The 15,353-nt window shown below is 53.8% G+C and carries 13 protein-coding genes; 10 read left to right on the top strand and 3 right to left on the bottom strand.

The genetic code is table 11. The annotated features are described in order from the left end of the window. Nucleotides 1–48 precede the first annotated feature (48 nt). The 3 genes from lpdA to traT all read left to right on the top strand — a co-directional run bounded on the left by lpdA (nucleotide 49) and on the right by traT (nucleotide 2,967). Nucleotides 49–1,473 (top strand): dihydrolipoyl dehydrogenase, encoded by a 1,425-nt coding sequence (gene lpdA / locus FDX09_RS04315; protein WP_003018686.1) that lies wholly within the window; start codon nucleotides 49–51, stop codon nucleotides 1,471–1,473. Nucleotides 1,474–1,742: 269 nt separating this feature from the next. After that, entirely contained in the window at nucleotides 1,743–2,027 is a 285-nt protein-coding gene (locus tag FDX09_RS04320) for a hypothetical protein (protein ID WP_137346859.1), read from the top strand. A 208-nt stretch (nucleotides 2,028–2,235) separates the two neighbouring features. Further along, nucleotides 2,236–2,967 carry a conjugal transfer complement resistance protein TraT gene (gene traT / locus FDX09_RS04325; RefSeq protein WP_038637274.1) on the top strand — a complete coding sequence of 244 codons (732 nt, stop codon included), beginning with the start codon at nucleotides 2,236–2,238 and terminating at the stop codon, nucleotides 2,965–2,967. A gap of 62 nt (nucleotides 2,968–3,029) precedes the next feature. Here traT and FDX09_RS04330 read toward each other — a convergent pair whose 3' ends face one another. After that, complete coding sequence (locus FDX09_RS04330; protein ID WP_085048301.1) at nucleotides 3,030–3,824, bottom strand: DUF2950 family protein; 795 nt, start codon at nucleotides 3,822–3,824, stop codon at nucleotides 3,030–3,032. Between the two features lie 10 nt (nucleotides 3,825–3,834). Next, nucleotides 3,835–5,436, bottom strand: a complete 1,602-nt coding sequence (locus FDX09_RS04335; RefSeq protein ID WP_137346838.1) for a DUF3300 domain-containing protein — start codon at nucleotides 5,434–5,436, stop codon at nucleotides 3,835–3,837. 448 nt (nucleotides 5,437–5,884) lie between these two features. Between FDX09_RS04335 and acnB the strand changes: the two genes are divergently transcribed. The 6 genes from acnB to FDX09_RS04365 all read left to right on the top strand — a co-directional run bounded on the left by acnB (nucleotide 5,885) and on the right by FDX09_RS04365 (nucleotide 13,171). Then, nucleotides 5,885–8,482 carry a bifunctional aconitate hydratase 2/2-methylisocitrate dehydratase gene (acnB, locus tag FDX09_RS04340; protein WP_069324043.1) on the top strand — a complete coding sequence of 866 codons (2,598 nt, stop codon included), beginning with the start codon at nucleotides 5,885–5,887 and terminating at the stop codon, nucleotides 8,480–8,482. A gap of 174 nt (nucleotides 8,483–8,656) precedes the next feature. Continuing rightward, nucleotides 8,657–9,019 (top strand): protein YacL, encoded by a 363-nt coding sequence (gene yacL / locus FDX09_RS04345; protein ID WP_038637284.1) that lies wholly within the window; start codon nucleotides 8,657–8,659, stop codon nucleotides 9,017–9,019. A 180-nt stretch (nucleotides 9,020–9,199) separates the two neighbouring features. Next, nucleotides 9,200–10,153, top strand: coding sequence for a 2-keto-3-deoxygluconate permease 1 (locus FDX09_RS04350; RefSeq protein WP_038637287.1), 954 nt, complete (start codon nucleotides 9,200–9,202; stop codon nucleotides 10,151–10,153). Further along, on the top strand, nucleotides 10,150–11,421 hold the full coding sequence (locus tag FDX09_RS04355; protein ID WP_137346839.1) for a D-threonate kinase: 1,272 nt from the start codon (nucleotides 10,150–10,152) through the stop codon (nucleotides 11,419–11,421). The genes FDX09_RS04350 and FDX09_RS04355 overlap by 4 nt, the downstream gene beginning before the upstream one ends. Further along, nucleotides 11,411–12,394 (top strand): D-threonate 4-phosphate dehydrogenase, encoded by a 984-nt coding sequence (locus FDX09_RS04360; RefSeq protein ID WP_137346840.1) that lies wholly within the window; start codon nucleotides 11,411–11,413, stop codon nucleotides 12,392–12,394. The genes FDX09_RS04355 and FDX09_RS04360 overlap by 11 nt, the downstream gene beginning before the upstream one ends. A 9-nt stretch (nucleotides 12,395–12,403) precedes the next feature. Further along, complete coding sequence (locus FDX09_RS04365; protein ID WP_038637298.1) at nucleotides 12,404–13,171, top strand: DeoR/GlpR family DNA-binding transcription regulator; 768 nt, start codon at nucleotides 12,404–12,406, stop codon at nucleotides 13,169–13,171. 10 nt (nucleotides 13,172–13,181) lie between these two features. Here the strand turns inward: FDX09_RS04365 and FDX09_RS04370 are convergent, their stop codons facing one another. After that, nucleotides 13,182–13,529, bottom strand: a complete 348-nt coding sequence (locus FDX09_RS04370; protein WP_003018667.1) for a YacC family pilotin-like protein — start codon at nucleotides 13,527–13,529, stop codon at nucleotides 13,182–13,184. 153 nt (nucleotides 13,530–13,682) lie between these two features. Between FDX09_RS04370 and cueO the strand changes: the two genes are divergently transcribed. After that, on the top strand, nucleotides 13,683–15,293 hold the full coding sequence (gene cueO, locus FDX09_RS04375) for a multicopper oxidase CueO (RefSeq protein ID WP_137346841.1): 1,611 nt from the start codon (nucleotides 13,683–13,685) through the stop codon (nucleotides 15,291–15,293). Nucleotides 15,294–15,353: the final 60 nt, after the last annotated feature.

Raw genomic sequence — 15,353 nt, forward strand, 5'->3', positions numbered from 1 at the left:
GCGGATAGAACGACCCGGTGGACGACGGGTATAAATTAAGAGGTCATGATGAGCACTGAAATCAAAACTCAGGTCGTGGTACTTGGGGCAGGCCCTGCAGGTTACTCTGCTGCCTTCCGTTGCGCAGATTTAGGTCTGGAGACCGTCATCGTAGAACGTTACAGCACCCTCGGCGGTGTTTGTCTGAACGTCGGCTGTATCCCTTCTAAAGCGCTGCTGCACGTAGCTAAAGTTATCGAAGAAGCCAAAGCGTTGGCTGAACACGGTATCGTTTTTGGCGAGCCGAAAACCGATATCGACAAGATTCGTACCTGGAAAGAAAAAGTTATCACTCAACTGACCGGCGGTCTGGCTGGTATGGCTAAAGGCCGTAAAGTGAAAGTGGTTAACGGTCTGGGTAAATTTACCGGGGCGAACACCCTGGAAGTTGAAGGCGAAAACGGCAAAACCGTGATCAACTTCGACAACGCGATCATCGCGGCGGGTTCCCGTCCGATCGAACTGCCGTTCATTCCGCATGAAGATCCGCGCGTGTGGGACTCCACTGACGCGCTGGAACTGAAAACGGTTCCTAAGCGCCTGCTGGTTATGGGCGGCGGTATCATCGGTCTGGAAATGGGTACCGTGTACCATGCGCTGGGTTCAGAGATCGACGTAGTTGAAATGTTCGATCAGGTTATCCCGGCTGCCGATAAAGACGTGGTTAAAGTCTTCACCAAGCGCATCAGCAAGAAATTCAACCTGATGCTGGAAACCAAAGTGACCGCCGTTGAAGCGAAAGAAGACGGTATCTACGTTTCCATGGAAGGCAAAAAAGCGCCTGCTGAAGCACAGCGTTACGATGCCGTGCTGGTGGCTATCGGTCGTGTACCGAACGGCAAAAACCTCGATGCGGGCAAAGCTGGCGTGGAAGTTGACGACCGTGGCTTCATCCGCGTTGACAAACAGCTGCGCACCAACGTGCCGCACATCTTTGCTATCGGCGATATCGTCGGTCAGCCGATGCTGGCGCATAAAGGTGTTCACGAAGGTCACGTTGCCGCTGAAGTTATCGCCGGTAAGAAACACTACTTCGATCCGAAAGTTATCCCATCCATCGCGTACACTGAACCAGAAGTTGCATGGGTTGGCCTGACTGAGAAAGAAGCGAAAGAAAAAGGCATTAGCTACGAAACCGCCACCTTCCCGTGGGCTGCTTCGGGCCGTGCTATCGCTTCTGACTGCGCAGACGGTATGACCAAACTGATTTTCGACAAAGAATCTCACCGTGTGATCGGTGGGGCGATTGTCGGTACCAACGGCGGCGAGCTGCTGGGTGAAATCGGTCTGGCGATCGAAATGGGCTGTGACGCTGAAGACATCGCGCTGACCATCCACGCGCACCCGACGCTGCACGAGTCCGTCGGTCTGGCTGCCGAAGTGTTCGAAGGTAGCATCACCGACCTGCCGAACCCGAAAGCGAAGAAAAAGTAATTTTTCCGAAATGATAAAAAGCGGCTGAATAGCCGCTTTTTTTATGTGTTTGTTACAAAATAGTGTCAAAATTTGGCAAAAATTAAGGTGAATAGCCGAATTGCCAGAAAATGTTTTTTCCCGTACTGCACGATGCGCCCGAACCGCATGAAATCGGCATTCCAAATCAACTTCCTGTTTCACAAGAAATAAATCACCTTATCTTGTCATTAGATGAAACTAATAACCCTCTAAACTAATAGCGTGATAACAAATTGAGAGGGGAAATGATGAAACGTTTTTTCAAAGCAGCAGTAATGACTACCGTGTTTATTTCCGGCATGGCGCTGGCGCAGGATGCCGTCATCCCATGGGCTACCAACAGCGGTGGTACCGAAAGCACGCATATTGCGGCAATGGGACAAAATTTGAATGCGCAGCATCAGCAGATTAGCCAGACACAGGAAGGTGTATGGGCAACAAACTCTGGCAGCATTCGGGCTGACGAAGTAGCACTTACCAGCACTAAGCCAGCGTTGAAAGGTTATCCTGAATTAATGCCGCATCAGAATTAACTCTCCCGCTCACGTCAGACACATCTTCGCTGACGTGAGCGTCTGGGCAATGACGCCAATCCCAAACTACCAGTTCTGGTAGTCATCTTATTGATATTTCCGCTAAAAAAAATTGCGCAACTGCCGATACTTTTTTCGCCATTGTGTGGCTACTGGCCGCGCGCTTAAGAGGCTCTGGACTCTTTATTACACGAAAAAAGGAAAAAACATGTCTTTAAAAAAAATCGCGGTTGTTGGCATGGTTGTCGCGACAATGACCCTGACCGGGTGTGGCGCCATGACCACCGCCGTTAAAAAACGTAATCTTGAAGTGAAAACGCAGATGAGTGAGACCATCTGGCTGGAGCCTTCCAGCGAGAAGACCGTCTACATTCAGGTGAAAAACACTTCCGATAAAGACATGAGCAATCTGCAAACCCTGCTGGCAAATGACCTGTCGGCTAAGGGCTATAAAGTGACCAGTTCGCCGGATAACGCTTACTACTGGGTGCAGGCGAACGTACTGAAAGCGGACAAAATGGATCTGCGCGAAGCTCAGGGCTTCCTGAAGACCGGTTATGAAGGGGCGGCGATGGGGGCAGCTTTAGGCGCGGGGATTACCGCCTATAACAGTAACTCCTCCGGCGCGGCGCTGGGCGTTGGCCTGGCAGCGGGACTGATCGGTATGGCTGCTGATGCGATGGTGGAAGACGTAAACTACACCATGGTCACTGACCTGCAAATCTCCGAGCGCAGCAAAGCGAAAGTGACAACGGATAACGTTGCCGCGCTGCGTCAGGGGACGTCCGGCATCAAGCTGCAAACCAGCACTGCGCAAGGCGATCGCGCAAAATACCAGACTCGTGTTGTTTCAAATGCGAATAAGGTAAACCTGAAGTTCGAAGAAGCGAAGCCGGTTCTGGAAGCGCAACTGGCGAAATCTGTCGCTAACATCCTGTAATTTGTTGCGAGTTGCCGGGGGGTCTACACTTACCCGGCAACTCATCCTTCGACTCTGGGGATTCAGGGCGCGACAGGCTGCCAGGTTTTATCCAGGTGGTAGGCGGTTAACGCCTGTGCTTTTTGCTGCGACTCCTCGCCAAGATCCGCCTGATAGACCTTGTCATCACCGTTAACCATAAAGCTCATCACGCCAGTATGATCGTAGCTAACGGGCCAGGCAACCATCGCAAAGCCGCTGGTTTTGTCGGGAAGAATACGGAAATGATAACCGTGATAGCCTGTACCGGGTTCCTGCGGACTGAAGGCTGGTCCAAGCGGGCTAGGTGCTTCACCGGGTGAAACGGGCCAGTACAGACCATCTTTTTTCCCTTCAGAGCTGACAATCTTTTGTGCGTACGTCTGGTTCATCGCAAAGTAGCTTTGCTGAGCATCGACGTAGGCATGTAACGCCTCGATGGCAGCGAGTTCGTTGCGCCCAATCTCTCGGGTCAGGATCTCTTCGGCCGCTTCCTTAATATCAAATTGCCAGCCAGAGGTGGTTTTAACCACCGGGATCGGCAGTTGCCAGTCGCTGTCCCCGACCACCAGATGCGCGGTATTACCGTCGACAACGGTGTTATGGCGAACCTTCCAGTCGCGCAGGAAGCGATCAACCGCATCAGGATCGACGCCTTCCGGCGGCAGAAACTCGCGCCAGTTTTCCCCGAGCAGGTTGTTCATCGCACTTTCATTTTGCTCACTAATAGCGTTTGCCAGCGCATCGGTGGCCTGGTCTGGCGTGCTGAAGGATTGCTGCGCCATCGCGGTGGCCGAAACCATGAACAACACCATTCCACTGAGTAGTTTATTTTTCATGTCGGTTCCCTTAACGATGACGGAATTCACGGTGTTCAGCACGACCGCCGGATAGCTGGCGAGATGGCTGGTTGCGGGCGAACTGCCTGCTTTGGGCCCCTCGCTGCTGCTGCGCCTGCCAGCTGGCGGAGCGACTGTCATTGCCGCTCAGCGCATTGACGCGCGGCTGGCTGGTCCGTTGTTGAAAATTATGTTGCTGTATATTGCGTTGCTGCGCTGGTTGCGTGATCCGTTTCTCCTGGCGCTGGGCGGCAGCCTGGCGATTTTCACGCTGCTGAGTGTTTGCCCGTTGCGCCGTTTGCGGTTTGGTATCGTAACCGCGGTAGTTATTACGCTGAGAAATTTGCTTCAGTTGTTGACTGGATGCCTGACGCTGGGCGTCTCTCGTGCCCGTACGCGCCGTTTGCGGGAATGTTTTCCCCGTTGATTTTTCCATCTGGCTCAGGGCTGCCTGACGCTGGCTATCACGGTTGACCGGTTGTTGCTGGGTTGAGCTTAAGCCCGTTGCCGTGTTAGTGGAGTGAAAGCGGTTATTGAGCTGGCTATTAGGGTACGGCACCCCCTCGCGGTAGGCCGGGTTGTGCTGCCAGTTACGGTTGGCGTCGGTTAGCCGTTGTCCGCTGATTTTATTGAAGTTATCAACGTTGATATTGATGTTGTTATCGCCGTTGCGGTTATACCCGCCATGGTTATCCCAGTCATCGTGATGATGGTGGTCCCAGTCATCGTCATCATCCCAGTCGATGTTGCTAAAGATGGCATAGGTTGTGGCAACACCGAGGCTGAAGCCTAAACCGTTCACGAAGCTGTTGCCAAACTGCTCGCCGGGCGTTGGCGGCAGATAGGTTGGCGGATAGGCGGTATTGGGCCAGGTGCCGTAAACCGTGTTCGGGTTATAGGTGGGGACGTACACCACCTGTGGATCGGCGGATTCAATTTTGATAATCGTTGGGCTTGTCGTGGCGGTCGTGGTAGTAGAACTGGTTGTTGACTCGCTGGTGACGGTTTTAGCCGGTGCCGCTTTTGTCACAGTAGTGACGGTCTGTTGCGGTGTCGATTGCAACGCCCCGGTTTGTTGCGCCAGCGCGCGCAGGCGTTGTACGGAGTCCATGACGTCTTTCGGTTGCGCAAGGAAAGCGTCACCCAGGCTTTGTACCCACGGCGGATTTTCACCCATCAGTGACATCAACTGTGGAAAGGCAACCAGCGATTTCACGCTGGGATCCCAGGGTTGACCAGCAACGGCCTGAATGGCGGCATCGCCCTGCATTTTGGGATTATCTTTTGACCACTGCGCGGCCTGGATGACGTTAGCCGGATAGGTTGAGGCCATCAAAATTTGTGACAGCAGTGAATCCGGATAGAGCGCGATAGGTGCCACCCACTGATCGATTTGCGCAGCCGAGTATGTCGGCGCGGCAGCAGGCGCAGGTTGGTCAACGGGAGCAGGGGCCGCTACGGGAGCTGGTGCCGGCGTTGAAGGTTGTTGTGCGACGGGGGCCGGCGCAGCGGGCTCCGTTACGCGACTTTTAACGAACATCACGCCAGAGGCGGCAAACAACCCGGCACTGCACAGAAGAACAAGCAGATGTGGCTTTAATGGCAACTTCATAAAATGACTCCAACGAGACAAGCGCTGTGCCGTGAGGCGTTCCTGTTGCCGCGAGTATCATGCACCCGTGTTTGACAGTTTTGACTTTTATTGGGGATTCAGCCGGCAGGTCCGGAAAAAGAGTGTGAGTATTTATTACACAATTATATCTGATGGCTAAAAAAACGCTGGAAAATTCAGCATGTCACGCTTGAAAATCAACCGCTTTACGGCGCCCTTTATCCCTCTGAAATGCGTCCCGCCTCGCCGCTACACCATTCTTAACGATTCAGCCAATTTTTTATGTTGCTTTTTTGTAAACAGATTAACACTTAAAGAAAATCCTGTTATTGTGCCTTATGCGGTACCGGGCATTTACCCTACTAACTACTGTCTCACAGGAGCGTGAAGAGAATCGCCCATCAACAAAAGCGCCGCATTATGACAATGAGAGCGAGGAGATATCGTCGTGCTAGAAGAATACCGTAAGCACGTAGCTGAGCGTGCTGCCCAGGGGATTGTGCCCAAACCTTTAGACGCAACCCAAATGGCCGCACTTGTCGAGCTGCTGAAGACCCCGCCTGTGGGCGAAGAAGAATTCCTGTTAGACCTGTTGATCAACCGCGTTCCTCCTGGCGTAGATGAAGCCGCATATGTTAAAGCCGGTTTTCTCGCTGCTGTCGCGAAAGGCGACACCACCTCCCCACTGGTCACGCCAGAAAAAGCCATTGAACTGCTGGGCACCATGCAGGGTGGTTACAACATTCATCCGCTGATCGATGCGCTGGACGACGCAAAACTGGCACCGATTGCTGCCAAAGCGCTCTCTTCAACGCTGCTGATGTTCGATAACTTCTACGATGTAGAAGAAAAAGCCAAAGCGGGCAACGAATATGCGAAGCAGGTAATGCAGTCCTGGGCTGATGCCGAATGGTTCCTGAACCGTCCTCAGCTTGCTGAAAAAATCACCGTTACCGTCTTTAAAGTGACGGGTGAAACCAACACCGATGACCTCTCTCCGGCCCCGGATGCCTGGTCCCGCCCGGATATCCCTCTGCACGCCCTGGCGATGCTGAAAAACGCCCGTGAAGGCATTGACCCGGATCAGCCGGGCGTCGTTGGCCCGATCAAACAAATCGAAGCATTACAGAAAAAAGGCTACCCGCTGGCCTACGTCGGTGATGTTGTCGGCACCGGTTCCTCCCGTAAATCGGCGACCAACTCCGTACTGTGGTTCATGGGCGATGATATCCCGCATGTGCCGAACAAGCGCGGCGGCGGTCTGTGCCTCGGCGGCAAAATTGCGCCTATCTTCTTCAACACCATGGAAGATGCGGGCGCGCTGCCGATTGAAGTCGATGTGTCGAACATGAACATGGGCGACGTGATTGATGTTTACCCTTACAGCGGTGAAGTGCGCAACCACGAAACCGGTGAGCTGCTGGCGACATTTGAACTGAAAACCGACGTGCTGATCGACGAAGTCCGCGCCGGCGGCCGTATCCCGCTGATTATCGGTCGTGGCCTGACCACCAAAGCGCGTGAAGCGCTGGGTCTGCCGCACTCAGACGTTTTCCGTCAGGCGAAAGACGTGGCGGAAAGCAGCCGCGGCTTCTCTCTGGCGCAGAAAATGGTTGGCCGCGCTTGCGGCGTGAAAGGTATCCGCCCGGGTGCGTACTGCGAACCGAAGATGACTTCCGTGGGTTCCCAGGATACCACTGGCCCGATGACCCGTGATGAACTAAAAGACCTGGCGTGTCTGGGCTTCTCTTCTGACCTGGTGATGCAGTCCTTCTGTCACACTGCGGCGTATCCGAAGCCGGTGGACGTGAACACGCACCACACGCTGCCAGACTTCATCATGAACCGCGGCGGTGTGTCGCTGCGTCCGGGCGACGGCGTTATCCACTCCTGGCTGAACCGCATGCTGCTGCCGGATACCGTCGGTACTGGCGGTGACTCCCATACCCGTTTCCCGATTGGTATTTCCTTCCCGGCGGGCTCTGGTCTGGTGGCGTTTGCTGCCGCGACCGGCGTGATGCCGCTGGATATGCCGGAATCCGTTCTGGTGCGCTTCAAAGGCAAAATGCAGCCGGGCATCACTCTGCGCGATCTGGTACACGCCATCCCGCTGTATGCAATTAAACAGGGCCTGCTGACCGTGGAGAAGAAAGGGAAGAAAAACATCTTCTCTGGCCGCATCCTGGAAATTGAAGGTCTGCCGGATCTGAAAGTCGAGCAGGCGTTTGAACTGACCGATGCTTCCGCCGAGCGTTCCGCTGCCGGTTGTACCATCAAGCTGAACAAAGAACCGATTATCGAGTACCTGACCTCCAACATCGTGCTGCTGAAGTGGATGATTGCAGAAGGCTACGGCGATCGTCGTACGCTGGAACGTCGCGTGCAGGGCATGGAAAAATGGTTGGCGGATCCGCAGTTGCTGGAAGCCGATGCTGACGCGGAATACGCGGCGGTGATCGACATCGATCTGGCGGATATCAAAGAGCCGATCCTGTGTGCGCCGAACGATCCGGACGATGCGCGTTTGCTGTCCGACGTGCAGGGCGAGAAGATCGACGAAGTGTTCATCGGTTCCTGCATGACCAACATCGGCCACTTCCGCGCCGCTGGTAAGCTGCTGGATGCGCACAAAGGCCAACTGCCGACGCGCCTGTGGGTGGCTCCGCCGACCCGTATGGACGCGGCGCAGCTGACCGAAGAAGGCTACTACAGCGTGTTTGGTAAGAGCGGCGCGCGTATTGAGATCCCTGGCTGTTCCCTGTGTATGGGTAACCAGGCGCGTGTGGCTGACGGCGCAACGGTGGTATCGACCTCTACCCGTAACTTCCCGAACCGTTTAGGTACCGGGGCAAACGTCTATCTGGCTTCTGCTGAGCTGGCGGCGGTTGCGGCGCTGATTGGCAAACTGCCTACAGCGGAAGAGTATCAGACCTATGTGGCGCAGGTGGATAAGACGGCGGTGGATACCTACCGTTATCTGAACTTCGACCAGCTTTCTCAGTACACCGAGAAAGCGGACGGCGTGATTTTCCAGACCGCAGTCTAATGCGCTAACGCGTTTTGTGTAAAAACGCATCAATGCCCGGAGAAGTCTGCTTCTCCGGGCATTTTTATTTCTATTCCTTATACCCGCTACGCTTTTTTTCTGCCGCGCTGCTGCGATAATTACAGCAAGGCGCAATGCGGTATTGGCGCATTGCCGGGAGCAGAGGAAGACATTATGGATTACGAATTTCTGCGCGATATTACCGGAGTGGTAAAAGTGCGTATGTCCATGGGCCACGAGGTGGTGGGGCACTGGTTTAATGAAGAAGTGAAAGAGAACCTGGCCTTACTTGATGAAGTGGAACAGGCGGCGCGTGCGGTTAAGGGCAGTGAGCGCTCCTGGCAGCGAGCAGGGCATGAATACACGCTCTGGCTGGATGGCGAAGAGGTGATGATTCGCGCCAATCAGCTTGAGTTTTCAGGCGATGAAATGGAAGAGGGGATGAGCTACTACGACGAAGAGAGCTTTTCGCTCTGCGGCGTAGAGGATTTTCTGCAAGTGGTCGCGGCGTACCGTGAATTTGTCCATCAATCCTGAGAAATTTCAGATATCAATCAAGCCGGGTGAGACGAACCCGGCTTTTTTTTCACAAAAATGATTATTTGATTTTTATTGATCATTATTAAACTGTGATCTGCCGCGTTTGCGCTTTTATTTTGATTGAATATAATCGTTATGATTTTATTTAATCACAACATAACAACAGGCGGGAAGACCATGAACATCAAGAAGGCAATAGAACGTGTACCCGGCGGCATGATGGTTGTGCCGTTGGTTATCGGTGCCATTATCAACACTTTTGCCCCGCAGGCGTTGCAGATTGGTGGATTCACCACTGCTTTATTTAAAAATGGCGCAGCTCCTCTAATTGGCGCGTTCCTGCTCTGCATGGGCGCAGGGATTAGCGTAAAGGCGGCGCCACAAGCTTTGTTACAAGGCGGTACGATTACGCTGACAAAATTACTTGTCGCCATCGCGATTGGTCTCGGGGTTGAACATCTGTTTGGCGCGGAAGGTATCTTTGGCTTAAGCGGTGTCGCCATTATTGCGGCAATGAGTAACTCCAATGGCGGGCTTTATGCGGCGCTGGTGGGGGAGTTTGGCAACGAACGTGATGTCGGTGCGATCTCTATCTTGTCGCTGAATGATGGGCCTTTCTTTACCATGATCGCATTGGGCGCGGCGGGTATGGCAAATATTCCTATCATGGCGCTGGTGGCGGTTTTGGTACCGCTGGTGGTAGGTATGATCCTCGGTAACCTCGATGCCAATATGCGTGACTTCCTGACCAAAGGCGGTCCGTTGCTCATTCCTTTCTTTGCCTTTGCGCTTGGGGCCGGTATTAACCTGGAAATGCTGCTGCAGGGCGGTCTGGCGGGCATCCTGTTGGGGGTGCTGACTACCTTTGTTGGCGGCTTCTTTAACATTCGCGCCGACCGTCTCGTCGGAGGGAGTGGTATTGCTGGCGCTGCTGCATCCAGTACTGCAGGGAACGCGGTAGCGACGCCGTTGGCGATAGCACAAGCCGATCCATCGCTGGCAGAGGTTGCTGCTGCGGCTGCGCCGTTGATCGCAGCGTCAGTCATCACGACCGCTATTCTGACGCCAATTCTTACGTCGTGGGTGGCGAAAAAGCAGGCGCGCCAGGCAGTTCAGGAGAACAAAGCATGAAAATGATCGTTATCGCCGATGATTTTACGGGGTCTAACGATACCGGCGTACAGTTGGCGAAAAAAGGCGCACGTACGGAGGTCATGCTCACACCTGCGCAGAAACCCTCTCGTCGCGCCGATGTTCTGGTCATCAACACCGAAAGTCGGGCGATGCCTGCAATGCAGGCCGCTGCAGCTGTACAACAGGCGTTAGCGCCATGGTGTGAAGAAGCGGTAACACCGCTGGTATACAAAAAAATCGACTCTACTTTCCGGGGCAATGTCGGGGCCGAAGTCACCTCAGCGATGCGTGCTGCTGGTCGGACGCTGGCCGTGATTGCGGCAGCGATCCCTGCTGCCGGGCGTACCACGCAGGATGGATTATGTCTGGTACATGGCGTGCCGCTGTTAGAGACGGAATTTGCCAGCGATCCAAAAACGCCCATTCACTCTTCTCGTATTGCTGAGCTGATCGCGTTGCAAAGCGATATCCCGGTACATGAGGTGTCGCTATCGGATGTGCGTCGGGGAAGCTTAAGCGCGCTGCTTCGCGCTTTTGCGACAGAAGGCGAATGCATGGTGGTTGTGGATGCAGTGGAAGAGCGAGATCTGTCGCTAATCGCACACGCTGTTTGCGAACAAAAACAGATGCCGTTATTGGTCGGGGCGGCAGGGCTTGCCAATGCCTTACCTGCCGGAACGTTTATGCAAGAAAAGCAGGCATTACCGGTGCTGGTCGTGGCGGGCTCAATGAGCGAAGCAACGCGACGTCAGGTGGAAAAAGCGTTGTGCCAGGGCCGGGCAACGGTGGTTGAAATCGATGCTGCGCGATTGTCTGCATCGTCATTTGAGCAGGAAATGGCCTCTGTTGTTGAACAGGCTTGCGTGCAGTTGAGCCAGCAACAGCACACGATCTTGCGTACCAGTCGGCGTGCAGAAGACCGGAATATGATCGACTCGCTGTGCGCCAACCTGGGGATGAGCCGGCAACAGTTGGGAGAGTTGCTGAGTCGGCGGCTTGGAGAGATAACATTGCGGATTATTGAACGGGCGCGTATCGGCGGTTTGTTCCTGACCGGAGGCGATATTGCTACGGCGGTCGCCAGTGCGCTGGGGGCAGAAGGGTATCGCATTCAAAGTGAGGTTGCCCCCTGTATTCCGTGTGGAACATTTGTGAACAGCGAGATTGATGACTTGCCAGTGATCACCAAAGCGGGTGGATTCGGTTCCGACACGACCCTTTGTGATGCGCTTTATTTTATTGAGGAGATGTACCGTGGTAACTAAAACTATTGCGATTACGATGGGAGATCCGGCGGGGATTGGTCCGGAAATTATTGTTAAAGCACTGCGTGAAGATGACCTTAATGGCGCCCCGCTGGTGGTGGTTGGGTGCCTGCAAACTCTGCAGCGATTACAGGCCCAGGGGCTGGCTGAAGGGGTGACATTCCGCGCAATCGAAAAGGTTGCTGATGCCCGATTCGAACCGGGTACGATTCATGTGATTGATGAACCGTTGGCGCAACCCGACGAACTGGTCCCGGGAACAGTGCAGGCGCAGGCAGGCGATCTGGCCTATCGCTGTGTAAAACGGGCGGCGGAACTGGCGATGAAGGGCGATGTGCACGCCATTGCGACCGCGCCGTTGAATAAAGAAGCATTACATCTTGGCGGACACAATTATCCCGGACATACGGAACTACTGGCAACGTTGACGGAAAGTCGTGATTACGCCATGGTGCTCTACACCGACAAGCTGAAAGTCATCCATGTTTCCACGCATATTGCTTTGCGCAAATTTCTCGATACGCTCGATGGGCAACGTGTTGAAACGGTGATTGGCATTGCCGATACCTTCCTGAAGCGCGTCGGTTTTGCGCATCCGCGTATTGCCGTCGCGGGGGTGAATCCACATGCCGGTGAGAATGGCCTGTTTGGTGATGAGGAAATCCGCATTGTCGGGCCTGCGATTGAGAATATGAAAGCGAAGGGGATGAATGTATACGGACCGTGCCCGCCGGATACTGTTTTTTTGCAGGCTTATGAAGGCCAGTACGACATGGTGGTGGCGATGTATCACGATCAGGGTCATATCCCGCTTAAGTTGCTTGGTTTTTATGATGGGGTAAATATCACAGCAGGTTTGCCGTTTATTCGTACCTCAGCCGATCACGGTACGGCATTTGATATCGCCTGGACGGGAAAAGCAAAATCTGAGAGCATGGCCGTATCGATCAAACTGGCAATGCAACTGGCGTAATTTACTGTTATGAAAGGCCAACACCGTCTGGATAAGATTGTGGCGTATTTGAAAAATCATACGCTGGTTACCGTGGAGCAACTGGTTGAGGCGGTTGACGCCTCTCCAGCAACAATCAGACGCGACCTCATCAAGCTGGATGAACAGGGCGTGATCAGCCGTAGCCACGGCGGTGTTGCCCTGCGACGTTTTGAAGCGGCGCAGCCGACCACCAATGAAAAGCAACTGCGATCGCCCGCTGAGAAACGGGCGATTGCGCGTTTTGCCGCCTCAATGGTGCATGCTGGCGATGCCGTGGTGCTTGATGCCGGTACCACAATGCTGGAGCTGGCAAAATGTCTGACCCATTTGCCGCTGCGCGTCATTACTGTTGATCTGCATATTGCCCTGTTTTTATCAGAATTCCGCCAGATAGAAGTGACGATAGTTGGTGGGCGCATTGATGACAGCAGTCAGTCCTGCATTGGTGAGTTTGGACGGAAAATGTTGCGTAGCGTCTATCCCGATATCGCCTTTATGAGCTGTAACACCTGGAGCATGGACAAGGGGGTGACCACGCCAACGGAAGACAAAGCGGGACTGAAGCAAGAAATTATTGCCAATGCGCAACGGAAGGTATTACTGGCGGATAGCAGTAAGTATGGCGCGCATTCGTTATTTAACGTCGCGCCGCTTAGCCGCTTTACTGATATTGTTACCGATGTGAATTTACCGCAAGGCGCAAAGGCTGAATTAAAAGCGCAATCCGTGGCCCTGACGCTGGTACAGCCAGAGTAACGGCGGTGGATTATTTAACGTAAGCCAACAGGCTCAGGGAATCACGCGCCAGCGCTTTGCATTTTTTTGCCGTTGGGATGCCGATACCGCTGAGATCGCGATAGCTGTCCTCACCCAGCGCCTTCATGTTGAAGGTGTCGTAATTACTCAGATCCCACTGGTTTTGCTGGGCAAAAAAGACCAGTGCGCGACGGATCTGCCCATTTGGCAAATTCTGGTATCCACAGTCATTTTTCAGAAAAACAAAAACTGCCGTTAAATCGGCCATATCTTCGGCTTCGGACTCGCTCAGCGCGTAGCTATTTGCGCATACGGCCATCAGGCTGCCGAACAAAACTGTTCTGAAAAACGTCTTCATTGCTTCTACCACTGCATCACGGAATTTAAACGTTAGCACACTGCGAGCGAAGCGACGACCTTTATTATTAGCCGTTTACTTGACCTTCCCGTAAGGGGAAGGCTTATGCTTAAAAGATAGCCTGCTTAAGCTGCTGAATATAAGGAAGTGATTATGCAACGTCGTGACTTTTTAAAGTACTCCGTGGCGCTGGGCGTCGCGTCAGCATTACCTCTGTGGAGCCGTAGCGTATTTGCCGCCGACCGTCCGGCATTGCCCATTCCAGACCTGTTAACCGCCGATGCTTCTAATCGCATTCAGTTGATTGCGCAAGTCGGGCAGTCGAGCTTTGCAGGTAAAACCGCCACGACGTGGGGATATAACGGCAATTTGCTCGGACCGGCGCTAAAGCTGAACAAAGGGCAATCGGTGACGGTGGATATCCACAACCAGCTTGCCGAAGAGACGACGTTGCACTGGCACGGACTGGAAATTCCTGGTGAGGTTGACGGTGGGCCGCAAGGTATTATCCCGGCAGGCGGGAAACGCTCTGTCACTTTCACCCCGGATCAACGGGCAGCAACCTGTTGGTTCCACCCGCATCAGCATGGCAAAACCGGTCGTCAGGTGGCGATGGGGCTGGCCGGACTGGTGCTAATTGAAGATGAAGAGATTCACAAACTACTACTGCCGAAGCAGTGGGGCATAGATGATGTGCCGGTGATTATTCAGGATAAGCAGTTTTCCGCCGATGGACAGATCAACTACCAACTGGACATGATGACCGCTGCCGTCGGCTGGTTTGGCGATACGCTGCTGACCAACGGCGCGATTTATCCTCAGCATGCAGCGCCGCGCGGTTGGCTGCGTTTGCGCCTGCTGAACGGGTGTAACGCTCGCTCGCTGAATATTGCCGCCAGCGACAATCGTCCTCTGTACGTTATTGCCAGCGATGGTGGACTGTTGGCGGAACCGGTCAAAGTAACTGAACTTCCTATGCTGATGGGCGAGCGCTTTGAAGTGCTGGTGGATGTGAGCGACGGTAAGGCGTTTGATCTGGTCACTCTTCCTGTCAGCCAGATGGGGATGGCGGTTACGCCATTTGATAAGCCGCACCCGGTGATGCGCGTTCAGCCGCTGCTGATTACCGCTTCCGCAACGCTGCCTGATTCGCTGACATCCATGCCGTCATTGCCGTCACTGGATGGCCTGACGGTGCGCAAACTACAGCTATCTATGGATCCGATGCTCGACATGATGGGCATGCAAATGCTGATGAAGAAGTACGGTGGTCAGGCGATGGCGGGTATGGATCATGGGAAGATGATGGACCATATGAATAATGACAATATGGGCCACGGGAAGATGAATCATGGCAATATGAACCATGGCAACATGGGGAATATGCAGCATGGCAACATGAAGCAGGCGGGATCATTTGATTTCCATAATGCCAACCGGATTAACGGTCTGGCGTTTGATATGAATAAACCCATGTTCGCCGCGGCGAAAGGTCAGCATGAGCGCTGGGTGATTTCTGGTCAGGGCGACATGATGCTGCATCCGTTCCATATTCACGGCACCCAGTTCCGCATTTTGTCTGAGAATGGCAACGCGCCTGCCGCGCACCGCGCGGGATGGAAGGACACAGTACGGGTAGAAGGCGGCGTCAGCGAGGTGCTGGTGAAGTTTGACCACAATGCGCCGAAAGAGCATGCCTATATGGCGCATTGCCATTTGTTAGAGCATGAAGATACCGGCATGATGCTCGGATTCACGGTATAAAAAAGCCGGGTGGCGGCTTCGCCTTACCCGGCCTGTATGTCGTATCCGTAGGCCCGGTAA

The sequence above is a fragment of the Citrobacter sp. wls717 genome, from assembly GCF_005280955.1.
In the GTDB taxonomy this organism is placed as follows: Bacteria; Pseudomonadota; Gammaproteobacteria; order Enterobacterales; family Enterobacteriaceae; genus Citrobacter; species Citrobacter werkmanii.